This is a genomic window from Geodermatophilus sp. SYSU D00525 (assembly GCF_054050475.1).
On record NZ_JBJGZK010000008.1, the window covers coordinates 55,472 to 71,437 of the forward strand.

The window sequence follows — 15,966 nt, forward strand, 5'->3', positions numbered from 1 at the left end:
GACCGCAGGGGTCCGTTCGACGCGGACCGGGGAGGAGCTGCTGTTCATGACCGGGTCACCTGTCCCGTGGTGCTGTCGTGGCGGAGCGTCCCGCCCTGGAAGGTCTGGGTCGTCACCGACCCCGAGGTGCGCGCGTCGCCGGTGGGCAGCCCGAGGGACCCGGTGGCCCCGCCGGCGGCCCGCCAGGCGTCGAGGATCGCCCCGGTGACGGCGTGGGTGCCGGTGGCCGGCGACCACCAGGCCTCCCCCCGGGCGAAGCGCTGCCCGCACGAGCCGGCGCTGCAGGCCATGTCGGCCGTCGGCCAGCCCAGCGTGCCGGTCTGCGCCCCGAGGGCCGCCCACAGCGCCCGGATGCCGCCGGTGACGGCGTGCGCGCCGCCGGACGTCGTCGAGCCGATGACGCCGCCCTGGAAGTCCTGCCGGCAGCCGCCGTCGGCGCAGACCTGCGCCGCGACCGGGTAGCCCAGCACCCCGCCCTGCCGCCCGTTGGCGCCGTAGCCGGCGTCGATCGGGCCGAGCACCGCGGCGGTGCCGGTGGCCGGGGACCAGAGCACCTGACCGCCGGCGAAGGACTGCCGGCAGCCGCCGCCCTCGAGCTGGCACTCCATGTCCGCGACCGGCCACCCGAGCGCGCCGCTCTCGCCGCCGCTGCCCAGCCACTGGGCCTGGATGGCCCCGGAGGTCGCGTGCACGCCGCCGGCGGGGGACCAGGCGACCAGCCCGCCGGCGAACGTCTGCCGGCAGCCGCCGCCGGTCAGGCCGCACACCATGTCCGCCGTCGGGTGGCCGAGGCTGCCTGCACCGCGGCCGTCGCGGTTCCACAGCCAGCCGATCGCGCCCGACACCGCGCGGGTGCCGCCCGCCGGGGTCCACGCCAGGTCGCCCTTCTGGAAGGCCTGGTCGCAGCCGGTCGACAGGCACACCATGTCGCCGGACGGGTAGCCCAGCGCGCCCGCGGCGCCGCCCTGCTGGGACCAGGTCCAGCCGATCGCACCGGACACGGTCCGCGAGCCGGTGGCCGACGACCAGACGACGGTGCCGCCCTGGAACGTCTGGGCGCACCCGCCGCCGGGCAGGGTGCAGTCCATGGCGCCGGTGGGCAGGCCGAGGTCCCCGGTGCTGCGCCCGGCGGCGCGCCAGGTCTGGGCGATGGCGCCCTCGACCGGGCGGACGGTGTTCGTGCTCGCCGTCCACACCAGGTCGCCGCGCTGGAACGCCTGGTCGCAGCCGGCGCTGGTGCACGTCATGTCGCCGGTCGGGTAGCCGAGCGTACCCGACTCGCCGCCGGACCGGTCCCAGGTGGCGCCGATCCCGCCGGACACCGCGTGCACGCCGGCCCCCGGCGCCCAGGTGATCCAGCCGCCGCGGAACGCCTGCCGGCAGCCGTCGCCGGCCAGGCCGCACGCCATGTCGCCGGTCGGGAGACCGAGGGGACCCGCGGCGCCGTCCGCGGCGCGCCAGGCCTCCCCGATGGCGCCGGACACCGTGCGGGTCGCGTTCGTGCCCGCCGTCCACACGACGTCGCCGCGCTGGAAGGCCTGGGTGCACCCCGTGCCGTCGCAGGCCATCTCCGTGGACGGGTAGCCGAGCGGGCCGGTCTCGGCCCCGGAGCGCATCCACGCCGCGGCGATCGCGCCGCTCACGGCGTGCGTCCACGTCGACGGCGCCCAGTACACCCAGCCGCCCTGGAACGCCTGGGCGCACCCGCCGTCGGCGAGGCCGCAGGTGATGCCGGTGGTGGGGTAGCCGAGCGTGCCACGCTCGCGGCCGGCGGCGGTGTAGTGGTCGCTGATCGCACCGTTGAGCAGGTGCGCGCCGGTGGCCGGCGACCAGAAGACCTGGCCGCGCTGGAACTGCTGGCTGCACCCGCCGCCGGTCAGGCCGCAGGCCATCCCCGACGTCGGGTAGCCGAGCACGCCGGTCTCCCGGCCGCTGCCGTTCCAGACGCCGTGGATCGCGCCGTTGACCACGTACGCGCCGAGCGAGGGGTGCCAGAAGATCGAGCCGCCCCGGAAGTCCTGGCCGCAGCCGCCCTCGGCGAGACCGCAGTACATCTCGTTGACCGGGGAGCCCAGCGGCCCGGTGCCGCCGCCCTGCTGCTGGTAGGCCCAGCCGATCGCCCCGCTGGTGCGGATGCCGGTGGAGCCGAACCAGTCGGTGAAGTACAGCCAGAAGTTGCGGTTGCCGTAGGCCGAGCAGGCGTCGCCCTCGCCGTAGCCGGCGTCGAGCGCCGCCTGGTTCGGGCGGTACGGGGTGTAGCTGTACAGGCCCGCGGTCGCCTTGTTGAGGATGTAGACCTGGGAGGTGCCGCAGCTGTCGGGCACGTTCCACTTGATGGTGTTGTAGCGGCCGGCGCGGTAGCTGCCCGCGACGTTGGCGGCGTACCGCTGGAACTGCCGGGAGGCGAAGTAGATCTGGCTGACCAGGCCGGAGAAGGCGGGGTCGCACGCGGCGGTGTCCGGGCAGCCGAAGCCGGTGGCCTTCGTGTAGTGCGAGGTGCCCGGCTGGCTGCGGGTCACCAGCCCCTGCTCCTTCTGCAGCAGGACCAGGAGCACCCGGGGGTTGATCCGGCAGGCGGCCGCGACCTTGGCGATCAGCGTGGCCGCGGTCTCCCCGCGGGCGCCGCGGTAGGTCGAGCAGTAGGCGTCACCGGGCTGGTCCACGGTGTCCTGCCGGTAGTCCTTGAGGCAGGGCATGGCGCCGGCGACGCACCTGGCGCCCTTGGCGTCGAGGAACGCCTGGATGGCGCCCGCGTCCATCGCGCCCCAGTCGAAGAAGACCTCGTCGCTGATGATGTTGCCCGGGTCGAACAGGCGGGTGTCGGCCGCGAGGTCGAGGGCCGGCTGCGCGGGCCCCGACGTCGGCGCCGGCGCGGACGTCGGCACCAGCAGCACCGTCGCGACGAGCGCCAGCACCAGGGTCACGAGGGGCAGCCGCCGGGCCACCCGGGGGAGCAGCCCGGTCACGGGACCACCACGTCCAGCGGTTCCGACGTGCCCGAGTACTCGTCGGACTCGTAGGTCACCGTCGCCGTCCAGGTGCCCGACGCGAGCTCCTCACCGGGCACCGTGAGCCCGGGGCAGGAGGTCGACCCGGGCTCGCGCTCGCCGGGCACCCTCGCCGAGGCGGTGCGTCCCTGGCCCTCGAGGGTGAGCGTGCAGGTGCCGCCGCTCTCGGCCACGGCCTCGACGTACGCGCCGACGGTGACGCCGGGGACGCCCTGGTCCCAGTCGGCGTAGGTCAGCACGACGGTGACGTCGCCGCCCTCCGGTGCCTCGAGGGGCGGGTCGGTGGCGACGTCGGTCGGTTCCGCGCTCGTCGCCGGGGCGCTGCCGCCGGTGGCGCCGTCCCCGCCGGCCGCGGACGAGGTGGCGGAGGCGTCCCCCGTCGCCGACGCCGTGTCCTCCGCGGCACCGCTGCTGCACGCCGCCAGCGCCAGCGCGGTCACCGCCGTGATCGCCAGGCCGCCGACGGCCCCTCGTCTCGCACCCATGCCTGCTCCCCGGTCGTCCGTCCCGGCCGGGGGTCCGCGCCACGCGCCGGCCGGGGAGCCGCACCAGCGGCCGACGGTCAATGTCGCACGGTCACCAGGTGGTCACGGTGGGTCGACGCGCCGCCGGAGGGCGATGGGGCGGTTGTGACGGAGGAGTCGCCACCGCCCGCCGGACCGCCGCTCACTACGCTGCTGGAACCGTGGGTGTCTCGTCGTCAGGTCCGGACCAGCTCCCGGTCGTCGCCATGGTCGGCGGGGGCCAGCTGGCCCGGATGACCCACCAGGCCGCGATCGCGCTCGGCCAGTCGCTGCGCGTGCTGTCCACCGGTCCCGGCGAGTCCGCGGCGCTGGTCGCCGCCGACGTCCGGATCGGCGACCACCGCGACCTGGACGCGCTGCGCGCCGTGGCCGGGGGCGCCACCGTGCTCACCTTCGACCACGAGCACGTGCCCACCGAGCACCTGCGGACGCTGGCCGCCGAGGGCGTCCGCCTCGCCCCCGGCCCCGACGCCCTGGTGCACGCCCAGGACAAGCTCGTCCTGCGCCGCGCGCTGGCCGCCGCCGCGGAGCCCCAGCCGTCGTGGACGGACGCGCGCACGGTGCACGAGGTGACCGCGTTCGCCGAGGAGGTCGGCTGGCCGGTCGTGGTGAAGGCCCCGCGCGGCGGCTACGACGGCAGGGGCGTCTTCGTCGTCCACGGGCCGGACGAGGTGGCCGACCTGCTCGAGCGGCACGGGACCCTGCTGGTCGAGGAGCGGGTCCCGCTGGTCCGCGAGCTCGCGGTGCTGGTGGCCCGCTCGCCGTTCGGCCAGGTCGCCGTCTGGCCGGTCGTGGAGACCGTGCAGCGCGACGGCATCAACACCGAGGTGCTCGCCCCGGCGCCGGGCCTCGACGAGGACACGGCGCTGGCCGCGCAGGAGCTCGCGGTGCGGGTCGCCGACCGGGTCGGCGTCGTCGGCGTCATGGCCGTCGAGCTGTTCCAGACCCCCGCGGGCGTGCTGGTCAACGAGCTGGCCATGCGCCCCCACAACTCCGGGCACTGGACGATCGAGGGTGCCCGCACGAGCCAGTTCGAGCAGCACCTGCGCGCCGTCCTCGACTACCCGCTCGGGTCGACGGCGATGACCGCGCCCGCCGTGGTCATGGCGAACGTGCTCGGCGGCCGGACCGCGGAGCCGGGCTGGGACGGGCCGGGCCTCGACGAGCGGGTCCACCACCTGATGGCGCACTGGCCCGACGTCAAGCTGCACTGGTACGGCAAGGGCCAGCGCCCCGGCCGCAAGCTCGGCCACGTGACGGCGCTGGGGGAGGACCTCGCGCAGGTGCGCGCCCGCGCCGTCGCCGCGGCCCGCTACCTCGCCGACGGCGTGGTCGACCCCGCGTTCGCCTTCCCCGAGGAGCACTGAGATGACCGGGCCGCTGGTCGGGATCGTGATGGGCAGCGACTCGGACTGGCCCACGATGGAGCCGGCCGCGACGGCGCTCGCGGAGTTCGGCGTCCCGTACGAGGTGCACGTCCTGTCCGCGCACCGCACGCCGCAGCGGATGCTCGACTACGCGGCCTCGGCGGCCGGGCGCGGGCTGCGGGTGCTCGTCGCCGGCGCCGGGGGAGCGGCGCACCTGCCGGGCATGCTCGCCGCCGCCACCCCGCTGCCGGTGATCGGCGTGCCGCGGCCGCTGGACCGGCTCGACGGCCTGGACAGCCTGCTGTCGATCGTGCAGATGCCCGCGGGCGTCCCGGTCGCGACGGTGTCGATCGGCGGCGGCCGCAACGCCGGGCTCCTCGCGGTGCGCGTCCTGGCCGCGGGCGACCCGGTGCTGCGGGCCGCCGTCGAGCGGTTCCAGGCCGACCTGGCCGACTCCGTCGTCGCCCGGGACGCGGCCCTGCGCGCCCGGCTGACCGGCGACGGCGGATCTGCTGGGACGTCCTAGCATCTACCCGTGAGTACGAGCGGGCTGTACCAGCTGACCGAGGAGCACGACGCGATCCGGGCCGCGGTCCGCGACCTCGCCGAACGTGAGATCGCCCCGCACGCCGCGGACGTCGACGCGAACTCCCGCTTCCCGATCGAGGCGCAGAAGGCGCTGACGGCGGCCGGCTTCCACGCCACGCACATCCCGGAGCAGTACGGCGGCGAGGGCGCGGACGCGATCGCCACCTGCATCGTCATCGAGGAGGTCGCCCGGGTCGACGTCTCGGCGTCGCTCATCCCGGCGGTCAACAAGCTCGGGTCGGTGCCGGTCATCCTGTCGGCGTCGGAGGACCTGAAGCAGAGGGTGGTCCCGTCGATCGCCGAGGGCCGGGCGATGATCAGCTACGGCCTGTCCGAGCGGGAGGCCGGCTCCGACGCCGCCTCGATGAGGACCCGCGCCCGGCTCGAGGGCGACACCTGGGTGCTCAACGGCACCAAGGCCTGGATCACCAACGCCGGCGTCTCCGAGTGGTACACGGTCATGGCCGTCACCGACCCGGAGAAGCGGGCCAACGGCATCTCCGCCTTCGTCGTGCACCGCGACGACCCGGGCTTCGCCGTGGGCCCCAAGGAGCGGAAGATGGGCATCAAGGGCTCGCCCACCTGCGAGCTCTACTTCACCGACTGCGCCATCCCGGCCGACCGGATCATCGGCGAGCCCGGCACCGGCTTCAAGACCGCGCTGCGGACGCTGGACTTCACCCGCCCGACCATCGGCGCGCAGGCCGTGGGCGTCGCCCAGGGCGCGCTCGACGCCGCCGTCGAGTACACCCGCGACCGGAAGCAGTTCGGCAAGGCGGTCAGCGACTTCCAGGGCGTGCAGTTCATGCTCGCCGACATGGCCATGCAGATCGAGGCCGCCCGGCACCTGGTCTACGTCGCCGCCGCCCGCGGCGAGGCGGGCCACTCCGGCGGCAAGGTGGACCCCGACCTCGGCCGGCTGTGCGCGGCGGCCAAGGCGTTCGCCTCCGACGTCGCCATGAAGGTCACCACCGACGCCGTCCAGCTGTTCGGCGGCGCGGGCTACACGCAGGACTTCCCGGTCGAGCGCATGATGCGCGACGCCAAGATCACCCAGATCTACGAGGGCACCAACCAGATCCAGCGGATGGTCATCGCCCGCAGCCTGCTCCGGTAGGACTCCCCCCGCCCCGTGACGGCGCGCCGCCGGGGGGCGCGGGAGGCGACCACAAGCCCCCGCCGCGCGGGACGATGGCAGCTCCCAGCGCGGGCCGGGCGCCGTCCGGCCCCAGCAGCGGAGGGCCGGACCGATGGGCGCAGCGGTGCGAGCGGGCGACGTCAGGCTGTGGGTCGAGCAGCGGGGGAGCGGACCCGACGTCCTGCTCGTCAACGGCGGTGGTGACCCGCTGGAGGCCTGGCAGGCCCAGCTCGACGGGCTGTCCGACCGCTACCGGCTGATCGCCTTCGACAACCGCGACGTCGGCCGCTCCACCCGCCCGGACCTCGCCTACACGGTGGGCGACCTGGCCGACGACGCGGCCGGCGTGCTGCTGGAGTGCGGCGCCGGCCCCGCCCACGTCGTCGGCTACTCCGGGGGCGGGGTGATCGCGCAGGAGCTCGCCCTGCGGCACCCGGACGCCGTCCGCAGCCTCGTGCTGGTCGGCACCTGGGGTCGCCCCGACGTCCGCTGGCACCACGTGGTCGGCTCCTGGCTCTGGATGGCCGAGCGGGCGCCGAGCGAGCGCGCCTTCCTCGAGGCCTTCTTCGCCTGGGCCTACACCCACCGCGCCCACGAGGACGGGCGGGTCGACCGGGCGATCGAGGCCGCGCTCGCCTTCCCGTACCCGCAGTCCGCGGAGTCCTTCCAGCGCTTCGCCGACGCCTTCTGGGACCACGCGACCCTCGACCGGCTGCCGCGGATCGCCGTCCCGGCGCTGGTCCTCACCGGCAGCGCGGACCCCATCGCCCCACCGGCCTACGGCCGGGCGGTGGCCGGGGCCATCCCGGGGGCGCGCTTCGAGCTGATCGAGGACCAGGCGCACGCGCCGTTCGAGGAGGTGCCCGAGGAGTTCAACCGGCGGCTCGACGCCTTCTGGCGCGAGGTCCCACCCCTGCACGGACCTCGGTGAACAGCTCCTCGTAGGCGTCGAGGACGGTGCCCAGGGCGTAGCGCTTCCGCGCCCGGGCCCGGCCCCGGTCGCGGTCCGGCGGCGCCGCCGCGAGCCGGCGGAGTCCCTCGGTGAGCGCGGGCACGTCACGGGGCGGCGCCACGACGCCGAACCCGGTCTCCTGCACCGGCGTCCGGACGCCGGGCAGGCCGCTGGCCAGCACCGGGACGCCGGCCATCATGGCCTCCACCTGCACGATGCCGAACGCCTCGAAGGCGTTCACCGACGGCAGGGCGAACACGTCGATCGACGCGTAGAGGTCGGCGATCTGCTCCTCGGGCAGGAAGCCGAGCAGCCGCACCCGCGGGTCGCCGTCGGCCGCGCGCCGCACCTCCTCGACGACCGACCCGCCGACGACGTCGGCGAAGTCGCCGCCGATGAGCAGGCGCGCGTCCGGGTCCCCGAGGGCGAGGAAGGCGCGCACCAGGTACTGCAGCCCCTTCTCCTCGACGATCCGGCCGAGGAACCCCACGTGCAGCCCGCCGCCGTCGCGGAACCGTGGTTGCCCGCCCGGCCGCTCCCGGCACGGCGGCGGGATCGCGGTGGTGCGGCCGGCCATCGCCGGCCACAGCCGGCTCGAGCGCGCGTAGTCCTCGCTGGACACCACGACGCGGGCGCTGCGCCGCAGGGTGGCCCGGCTCGCGAGGTCCACGCCGAGCGTCTGCGCCCGGTTGACCGGCCCCGGCGGAAGGCTGACGTCGCAGTGGTAGGTGCTGACCAGCGGCGTCCGCGCACCGAGCGCGAGCAGGCCGGCCTCGGGCATGGGCAGGTGCAGGTCCACGACGTCGGCGCTCCGGCCGGCCGCGCGCACCCGCCGGACCAGCGCCGGGCTCACCACCCCCTTGCCGAGCCGGGCCACGACCGGCGCCCGCTCCACCTCGACCCCGCGCAGCACCTCCCGCTCCGGCAGGGCCCGGTCGTGCCGGCTGGTGAGCACCCGGACGCGGTGGCCGCGCGCGGCGAGCCCCTCGGCGACGTCGCGGGCCACGTTGGTGAGGCCGCTGACGTAGGGCGTGTAGTAGTCCAGCGCCATCACCACGTCCAGTCGCCGGGTCACCGGGCTCCTCCCGCGGGGGTCGGCACGTCGGCGTCCGCCGGTGTGGTCGGCCCGGTCCGGAGCAGCACGACGGTGCACCAGGTCAGCGCGGCCGCCGAGCCCGCGGCGAACGCCCAGGCAGCCGCGGCCGTGACGTCCACGGCGGCGACGGCGGCCGCCGTCCCCCCTGCCACGGCCAGTCCGGCGGCCCAGGCCCGGGCGCTGTCCCGGTGCCGGCCGGCGGCCACCACGGCGGGGGCGGCGACGAGCAGGGCGAGGTGGACGACGCTGCCGGCGGCGAGCACCGCGACGTCCGCGGCCACGGGCGTGTACCGGTCCCCGAACACGAGCGCGACCAGCCGCGGCCCGGCCAGCCAGCCGAGGACGGCGGCGCCGGCGGCGAGCGCGGCCACCGCGGCCGGCAGCCGGCGCAGCAGGCGCGCCCTCCGGGCGGACCGGTGGTGCGCGCCGGCGTCCACGAGCGTCGGCACGAGGGCGCTCTGCAGCGGCACGGCGACGAACAGCGGCAACCGCACGAGGGTGAAGGCGGCGACGAACGCCGCGGCGGCCTCCCGCCCGCCGGTGCCCGCCAGCGCCGTGACGAGGACCGGCGCGGCGTTCAGGAGCGCCTGCGCGCACAGGGTGCCCACCAGGAGGTGGCCCACCGCGGGCAGCACCATCCGCGGCTCCCCCGCCCCGTCCGCGGACGGGGCGGGGGAGCCGCGTCGGCGCAGGACCGTGACGAGCACCGGCAGGTGCGCGAGCCCGATCGCCACCGGCAGCGTCCAGCCCAGGTCGGCGGCGTCCGCCGGCACCACGAGCGCGCCCACGGCGAGCGCGCCGGCCACCCGCAGGGCGGTGTCGGCCAGCAGGACCGTGCCGTACGTGCCGTAGCGCCCGCGCCCGAGCAGCAGCCCGCGCAGCAGGAACTGCGCCGGGGAGAGCAGGGCGACCAGGGCCAGGGCGGCGACCAGTCCGGGCGACCCGCCGAGCACCGGCAGCAGCAGCGGCGCCGCCACGGCCACCGCGGCGACCGCTGCGACGGTGAGGAGGGCGCACGCGCGCCCGGCGCCGGGGGGCAGGCCGCCCCCGCGCAGGTGCGCCAGCCGGGCGACCTCGAGCTCGAGGGGGAGGGACAGGCCGGAACCGATCAGCAGCGCCAGGGACCAGTAGGCGCCGAAGGACGCGTAGTCGCCGGCCGGGACGGCGCGCGCCACCAGCGCCAGGTAGGCGTAGGTCAGCACCCCGGACAGCAGCACGCTCGCGGCGACCCAGGTCAGCGACGGCGCCCGTGCCGCCCGACGTCGGGCGCTCAGCGTCCGGTCCCGGGCAGGCGTGCGGCAGGCACGACCCGACCGTAGCGGCGGTCGCGGGGGCCCGGCACGCTCCCGGGACGCGCAGCCCCTTGCCCGCCGGTGTTGACTGGCCGCCTGCGGAGGACCGGCGGGGAGGGGTGCGTGGGCGTCGTCGAACGGTCCCCGGTCGGGTCCGTGCCGGCCGACGTCCCGGCCCGCCCACCTCGCCGGCCGCTGCCCTGGCTGCTCGCCCTCGCGCTGGTCGCGGTCCTGGGGGCGCTGCTGCTCCCGCTCGCGCCGGTGCAGATGAGCGTGCCCACCGTCACCTGGCCCCAGGACCCCGCGCGCCCGCAGTCGACGATGCTGCAGCTGACCGGCCAGCGTCCCCTCGCCCTCGACGTGCGGTTCTCCTGCGCGGCCGTGACCGCCGCGGCCGCCGGCGACGGCCTGGTCCTCTCCACGATCGTCCCGGCGCAGCCAGCGGCGGGCACCGAGGGCCTGCTGGTGACGGCCTCCGACGACCGGTTGCGCGTCCTCGTCCGCGGGAGCGAGCTGCTCGACGTCCCGGTCCCGTCCGGGGACTGCACCCACCGGCTGACCGGCGACGCCGGTGGCCTCCGGCTCACCCGGGACGGCGCGGAGCTGGCCACCGTGCGGGCCGCCGGCGACGCGACCGTGCTGCCGGACGTCGACGTCCTCGACACCGGCCTGACCCGGCTGCCCACGGACGACGACCTGCGCGTGACGCTGACCGTCGACGACCAGTTCGACACCACGCCGACGCCGCTCAAGGGGGCGCTGGTCGCCGCCGTCGTCCTCGCCGCCGCCGGCTCCCTGCTGGCGCTGGCCCGGGCCGACCGGCGGCGGGGACCCGGCCCGCCGGCGCTGCGCACGCCGGCCCGGCCCGGGTGGCGGCCGCGGGCCGTGCGCGTCGCCGTGGACGCCGCCGTCGTGGCCACCGCCCTGCTCTGGCTGTTCCTGGCCCCGGACTCCGACGACGACGGCTACTACTCGGCGATGGCCCGCAACGCCGACGACGAGGGCTACGTCGGCAACTACTACCAGCTCAACAACCAGTCGTTCACGCCGTTCACCTGGTCCTACCGGCTGCTGGGGTGGTGGCAGCACCTGGGCGACGCGCCGGTCGTGCTGCGGGTGCCCTCGCTCGTCGCCGGGCTGGTCACCTGGTTCCTGCTGCGCCGGCTGACCACCCGCCCCGGCGCGCTCCCGGGACCGGTCGCCGCCTCCGCGTGGGGACCGGCCGGCGTGCAGGTGCTGCTGGCCGCGGCCTTCCTGGCGTGGTGGCTGCCCTACGGGGTCGGCGTGCGGCCCGAGGCGGTGGTGGGCGTCCTGGCCCTGGCCACCCTGACCGGCGTCCTGTCCGGACTGCGCCGCCGCAGGCTCCTGCCGGTCGCGCTCGCCGTGGGCACCGCCGGCCTCGGCGTCGCCTGCCACCCCACCGGCTTCGTCGCGCTCGCCCCCCTGGTGGCCGCCCTCCCGCGGCTGGCGGCGCTGGTGGCCGAGGGCCGGACCCGCGCCGAGGTGGTCACCCGGACCGCCCAGCTCCTGGCACCCGGCGCGTTCGCCGCGGTCGCCGCCTTCGCCGACGGCACGCTGCGCGACTTCGTGCGCGGCCAGGAGATCTTCCTCGCCGCGCAGGACCAGTCGTCCTGGTACGACGAGTGGCAGCGCTACGCCTTCCTGTTCTCCGACATCCCGATGGGCGCCTACGCGCGACGCGGTGCGGTCGTCCTCGCGCTCGCCGCGCTGCCGTGGGCGCTGGTCGTCCTGGTCGCCGCGCGCGGCCGGGACGTGCGGGTCCCCCTGGCGCTGGGCCTGTCGACCGCCACGTTCGGCGCCGCCCTCCTGCTCCTGTGGCTCACGCCGAGCAAGTGGACCCACCACTTCGGCGCCCTGTCGGGGCTCGGTCCCGCCTGGCTCGCGCTCTTCCTCGGCAGCCTGCCCTGGCTGGTGCGCTCGCTGGCCCGGCACCGCGCGCCCCGCGCCGGGGTGCTGCTCGCGGGGCTCGGCACGGTCGTCGTGGCCGCCGCGCTGGCCCTGCACGGCCCCAACAGCTGGCCCTACACCTGGCTGCCCGGGATGCCGCAGGCCAACGAGGCGCCGTCCGTGGGGCCGGTCGCGCTCGGCAGCCTGCTGACCTGGTCGGTCGTCGCCGCCGCCGTGCTGGGCGCCGCTGTCCTGCGCCACCGGCGGGGCACCGGGCTCCCGGGACCGTGGTGGGCCGGCACGCCGCCGGTGCTGGCGGGGCTGGCGCTGGGCACCTCGGTCGCCTACCTCGTCACCACCTCGGCGGTCGCCGCCGCGGCGGACACCTGGTCCCCCCAGTCCGACGCGCTCACCGACCCGCTCGCGACCCGCTGCAGCGCCGCGCAGGCGGTCGAGGTCCTCGACGTCACCGCCGCCCGGCCGCTGGCCCCGGACCCCGACGCCCCGCCGCCGGAGGGACCTGCCGACCTCACCGTCGACGGCGGCTGGTTCCCGCCCGATCCGCCGCCGGCGGCCGCCGGCCGGGTGTGGGGGAGCCTGACCACGACCGGGCCGGCCGGCGAGTACACCGTCGGCGAGCAGGTCACCCCCTGGTACCGCTTGCCGGCGACCGCGGACGGCGAGGAGGTCGCGGTGCTCGCGGCCGGCCGGCTGACCGGTGGCAACGAGCTGCGCGTCGAGTACGCCCGGGCCGGCGGCGGGCCCCTCGAGGTGGCCGACGGCGCGGTCCTCTCCGACCCCCTGGACTCCGCCCGGTGGCGGACGTTCGTCCTCGATCCGCCGGACGTCCGCGACGGCGGCGAGCTGCTGGTGCGGCTGGTGGGCCGCGACCGCAGCGGCGGCCCGGGCGGCTGGCTGGCGTTCTCCGGCCCGTCGGTGCTGCCCCGGGTGCCGCTGACCGACCTGGTCCCCGACGGCGCGCCGGTCGCCCTGGGGTGGCAGTTCGCCTTCCGCTTCCCCTGCCAGCGCCAGCCGGTCGTCAGCTCCGGGATCACCGAGCCGGTGGAGTACGCCGTGCTCTGGCGCGACGGCCCCGGGGTCGACGGGCTCGGGGACGCCGCCTGGCAGACCTCGCGCGGCAGCCTGTTCGGTCCCGCGGGGCGGACCTCCGGGATCACCGATCTCGACGCCGTCCTGCCCGGCACGCCGGAGGTCGACGCCGTCCAGGTCCTGCTCCTCGACGTGCCCCACCCCGTCGACGCCTACGACCTGACCCGCTCGCGGGTCGTCCGAGCGGGATGGGCCGCGCCCCCCGAGTGACGCCACGCCGGGGGACGTGCGCGTTCGGGGCCCGGGCCCACCCCGAGCGCCGCTCACAGGACGTGACCGCGGGCACACTCCGGGGAGGACGACCGGTCGGACCCGCGACCGGCCGTCCTGTTGCGTGGGAGGAGGGGCGCCGATGAGCGTCGAGGAGGGCCGCCGGCCCGGCACGGGCCGGGTGCTGTTCGTCGGCAACGCCGCCGCGGACCCTCCCGCGGCCGGCGCCCCCGCCACCTGGCGCGGCGGCGCGGGGAGGGTCGCGGCGGGCGTGCTGCGCACCATGCGCCCGCGGCAGTGGACGAAGAACCTGCTCGTGCTGGCCGCGCCGCTGGCCGCGGGCACCGTGCTCGAGCCGGAGGTCCTGGGGCCGACGCTCCTGGCGTTCGTGCTGTTCTGCGGCGCCGCGAGCGGCCTCTACCTGCTCAACGACGTCCGCGACGTGGAGCAGGACCGCCGCCACCCGCACAAGCGGGCGCGGCCGGTGGCGGCCGGCGTCGTCCCGGTGCCGGTCGCGGCCGTCGCCGGGTGCGTGCTGGTCGCGGCGTCGCTGGTGACCGCGGCGTTCCTCGCCCGTCCCGCGCTCACCGCGGTGCTCGCCTGCTACGTCGCGATCTCCACGGCCTACAGCTGGGGCCTCAAGGACCAGCCGGTCATCGACCTCGCCGCCGTCGCCTCGGGGTTCGTGCTGCGCGGCGTGGCCGGCGGCGCGGCGGCCGGGATCGCGCTGTCGCAGTGGTTCATCCTCGTCGCGGCGTTCGGCGCCCTGTTCATGGTGGCGGGCAAGCGCTACGCCGAGCTGGTCGCGCTGGGGGAGCAGGCGGAGACACGCCGGACCCTGCGGTCCTACTCGCCGAGCTACCTGCGCTTCGTGTGGAGCCTGTCCGCGGGGGTCGCCTGCACGACCTACGGCCTGTGGGCCTTCGAGATGCGCGCCGGCGACGGCGTGCCCTGGACGACCGTCTCCGTGGCGCCGTTCGTGCTGGCCCTGCTGCGCTACGCCGTCGACGTCGACCGCGGCAGCACCGGCGCCCCCGAGGAGGTCGTGCTGCGCGACCGGGGACTGCTGCTGCTGGGGCTGGTCTGGGCGGTCACCGTCGGACTCGGCGTCCTGACCGGCTGACCCCCGCCCGGAGGCATGTCGCGGCCGGGCACACAGCTCGCCCCCGCATACTCGGCCCCGTGCCGAGGAGGACCAGCCTGGCCCTGGCGCTGCTGCTCGCCGCCACCGTCCCGGCGTGCGGCTCCCCGGACGGCGGGTCCGCGCCACGGGCCACCGTCCTGCCGGGGACCGCCGAGCAGGGCGCCGGCCCCACGCCGACGCCCGCGCCCACGCCGGCGCCGTCGCCCACGCCGTCGCCCACGCCGTCGTCCACGCCGTCGTCCCCGGTGACGGTGTTCCTCGGTGACTCCTACACGGTGGGTGAGGGCGGGCAGGGCTACGTCGAGGAGACCGCCGCGCTGCTGGGCTGGACCGCCGTCCCCCTCGGCGAGTCCGGGACCGGGTACGTGGACGCCTCGACACGGCCGGGGCAGGCGCCGTTCGGCCGGCGGGTCCCCGCCGTCGCCGCCGCGTCGCCGGACGTCGTCGTGGTCCAGGGCAGCACCAACGACGCCGACGAGTCGCTCGCCGCCGTCGGCGAGGCGGCGCGGGCCCTCTACGTCGACCTGGCGCGCACGGTGCCCGGGGCGCGCGTCGTCGTCCTCGGACCGCTGTCCCCTCCGGAGCTGTCCGCCGACGCCGTGGCCCACCTCCGGGACGTCCTGGCCGAGGCGGCCGCGGACGCGGGGCTGCCCTTCGTCGACCCGGTCGCGGGCGGCTGGCTGGTGCCCTCCGACGGACTGTTCGCCGATGGGCTGCACCCCAACGACGCGGGCTACGCCCAGATGGCCACCCGGCTGGCCGAGGCCCTGCGCGCCGCAGGGCTCTGACCCGCGCTCAGCCGAGCAGGCGGGAGACCGCGGCCAGCCGCGAGTCGCCGGCCATCGAGGCCAGCCACGCCGACCAGCCGGGACGGGCGCGCACGGCCTCCAGCGCGGCCCGCGCCGCCGCGCGGTCGCCCCGCCGGGAGGCGGCCAGCGCCGCGTAGAGGTCGCGGGCGCCCTCGGGGGCGAACAGGGCGAGGGTCTCGTAGTCGCGCTCGTCGTAGGCGCGCTGCAGGTTGCGCAGCATCCGCAGCTGCGCGACCGGGTCGCCGGAGTCGTCGACGCGCAGGTCCATCCGCACGCCGTCGTCCTCCTCGGTGGCCGGCTCCCCGCTGACCACGAGCAGCGCCGCGGACTGCCGGCCGCGCAGGTCCCCGCCCGCGTCCTGGCCCGCGGTCAGGGCCGCGAGCAGCCGGTCGGCGAGGTCGCCGCGGGCGGCCTCGTAGGCCTGCGCCATCGCCGGCAGCACCTCCGGCGAGGTGAGCATGTTGCCCTGCACGCTCCAGCCCCCGCCGAGCAGGTGGCCGCTGACCGGGAAGGAGCCCGGGCCGGTGTCGGCGGCGACCGCGCCGGAGGGGGCGAGCACGGCGAGCTGCCGGTCCTGGTCCTCGGCGGCGTGCGCCGCGCGGCGCACCAGCACCGACGGCGCCGTCCCCTCGGCGAGCCCGGACAGCAACACGTGCCCGGTCCCGCGGGGGCTGCGCGCCTGCACCGCGACGACGCCCACGCCGGGCCGGGCGCTGGGCACCGCCCGGCCGACGGCGAGGATGCAGGAGGAGACCGCGATGCCCATCTCCCCGGTGACCGGGTCGTGGGCGACGACCGAGAACGTCACCGGGGGAGCGGT

Annotated in this window: 12 protein-coding genes; 7 read left to right on the forward strand and 5 right to left on the reverse strand. The window is 77.0% G+C overall.

The annotated features are described in order from the left end of the window. Positions 1-44: 44 nt before the first annotated feature. Together ACI796_RS09090 and ACI796_RS09095 are read right to left on the reverse strand one after the other, a co-directional pair. Positions 45-2,966, reverse strand: coding sequence for a hypothetical protein (locus ACI796_RS09090; RefSeq protein ID WP_456940904.1), 2,922 nt, complete (start codon positions 2,964-2,966; stop codon positions 45-47). After that, positions 2,963-3,493, reverse strand: a complete 531-nt coding sequence (locus ACI796_RS09095; RefSeq protein ID WP_456940905.1) for a hypothetical protein — start codon at positions 3,491-3,493, stop codon at positions 2,963-2,965. The genes ACI796_RS09090 and ACI796_RS09095 overlap by 4 nt, the downstream gene beginning before the upstream one ends. Before the next feature lie 200 nt (positions 3,494-3,693). Here ACI796_RS09095 and ACI796_RS09100 point away from each other — a divergent pair, with 200 nt between their 5' ends. The 4 genes from ACI796_RS09100 to ACI796_RS09115 all read left to right on the forward strand — a co-directional run bounded on the left by ACI796_RS09100 (position 3,694) and on the right by ACI796_RS09115 (position 7,556). Continuing rightward, positions 3,694-4,899, forward strand: a complete 1,206-nt coding sequence (locus ACI796_RS09100; protein WP_456940906.1) for a 5-(carboxyamino)imidazole ribonucleotide synthase — start codon at positions 3,694-3,696, stop codon at positions 4,897-4,899. A 1-nt stretch (position 4,900) separates the two neighbouring features. Next, positions 4,901-5,425 (forward strand): 5-(carboxyamino)imidazole ribonucleotide mutase, encoded by a 525-nt coding sequence (gene purE, locus ACI796_RS09105; RefSeq protein ID WP_456940907.1) that lies wholly within the window; start codon positions 4,901-4,903, stop codon positions 5,423-5,425. Between the two features lie 9 nt (positions 5,426-5,434). After that, on the forward strand, positions 5,435-6,604 hold the full coding sequence (locus ACI796_RS09110; RefSeq protein WP_456940908.1) for an acyl-CoA dehydrogenase family protein: 1,170 nt from the start codon (positions 5,435-5,437) through the stop codon (positions 6,602-6,604). 133 nt (positions 6,605-6,737) lie between these two features. Next, positions 6,738-7,556, forward strand: coding sequence for an alpha/beta fold hydrolase (locus ACI796_RS09115; RefSeq protein ID WP_456940909.1), 819 nt, complete (start codon positions 6,738-6,740; stop codon positions 7,554-7,556). Here the strand turns inward: ACI796_RS09115 and ACI796_RS09120 are convergent. Then, entirely contained in the window at positions 7,498-8,652 is a 1,155-nt protein-coding gene (locus ACI796_RS09120) for a glycosyltransferase family 4 protein (protein WP_456940910.1), read from the reverse strand. The genes ACI796_RS09115 and ACI796_RS09120 overlap by 59 nt on opposite strands. Continuing rightward, positions 8,649-9,890 (reverse strand): hypothetical protein, encoded by a 1,242-nt coding sequence (locus ACI796_RS09125; protein WP_456940911.1) that lies wholly within the window; start codon positions 9,888-9,890, stop codon positions 8,649-8,651. Before ACI796_RS09125 ends, ACI796_RS09120 begins: the two co-directional genes overlap by 4 nt. A 198-nt stretch (positions 9,891-10,088) precedes the next feature. Between ACI796_RS09125 and ACI796_RS09130 the strand changes: the two genes are divergently transcribed. The 3 genes from ACI796_RS09130 to ACI796_RS09140 all read left to right on the forward strand — a co-directional run bounded on the left by ACI796_RS09130 (position 10,089) and on the right by ACI796_RS09140 (position 15,125). After that, positions 10,089-13,193, forward strand: coding sequence for an arabinosyltransferase domain-containing protein (locus tag ACI796_RS09130; protein WP_456940912.1), 3,105 nt, complete (start codon positions 10,089-10,091; stop codon positions 13,191-13,193). Positions 13,194-13,335: 142 nt separating this feature from the next. Continuing rightward, positions 13,336-14,316: a decaprenyl-phosphate phosphoribosyltransferase gene (locus ACI796_RS09135; RefSeq protein WP_456940913.1), complete on the forward strand. Its 981-nt coding sequence runs from the start codon at positions 13,336-13,338 to the stop codon at positions 14,314-14,316. 59 nt (positions 14,317-14,375) lie between these two features. Continuing rightward, the gene (locus tag ACI796_RS09140; RefSeq protein WP_456940914.1) at positions 14,376-15,125 is read left to right on the forward strand and encodes an SGNH/GDSL hydrolase family protein; all 750 of its coding nucleotides are present in this window, start codon (positions 14,376-14,378) and stop codon (positions 15,123-15,125) included. A gap of 7 nt (positions 15,126-15,132) precedes the next feature. Here ACI796_RS09140 and ACI796_RS09145 read toward each other — a convergent pair whose 3' ends face one another. Beyond that, positions 15,133-15,954 (reverse strand): DUF1028 domain-containing protein, encoded by an 822-nt coding sequence (locus ACI796_RS09145; RefSeq protein WP_456940915.1) that lies wholly within the window; start codon positions 15,952-15,954, stop codon positions 15,133-15,135. Between the last annotated feature and the right edge of the window lie 12 nt (positions 15,955-15,966).

Bases quoted from the DNA above. Each gene is read 5' to 3' on its own strand.
- ACI796_RS09095 (WP_456940905.1), bottom strand. From the start codon at position 3,493: ATGGGTGCGAGACGAGGGGCCGTCGGCGGCCTGGCGATCACGGCGGTG.
- purE (WP_456940907.1), top strand. From the start codon at position 4,901: ATGACCGGGCCGCTGGTCGGGATCGTGATGGGCAGCGACTCGGACTGG.
- ACI796_RS09115 (WP_456940909.1), top strand. From the start codon at position 6,738: ATGGGCGCAGCGGTGCGAGCGGGCGACGTCAGGCTGTGGGTCGAGCAG.
- ACI796_RS09135 (WP_456940913.1), top strand. From the start codon at position 13,336: ATGAGCGTCGAGGAGGGCCGCCGGCCCGGCACGGGCCGGGTGCTGTTC.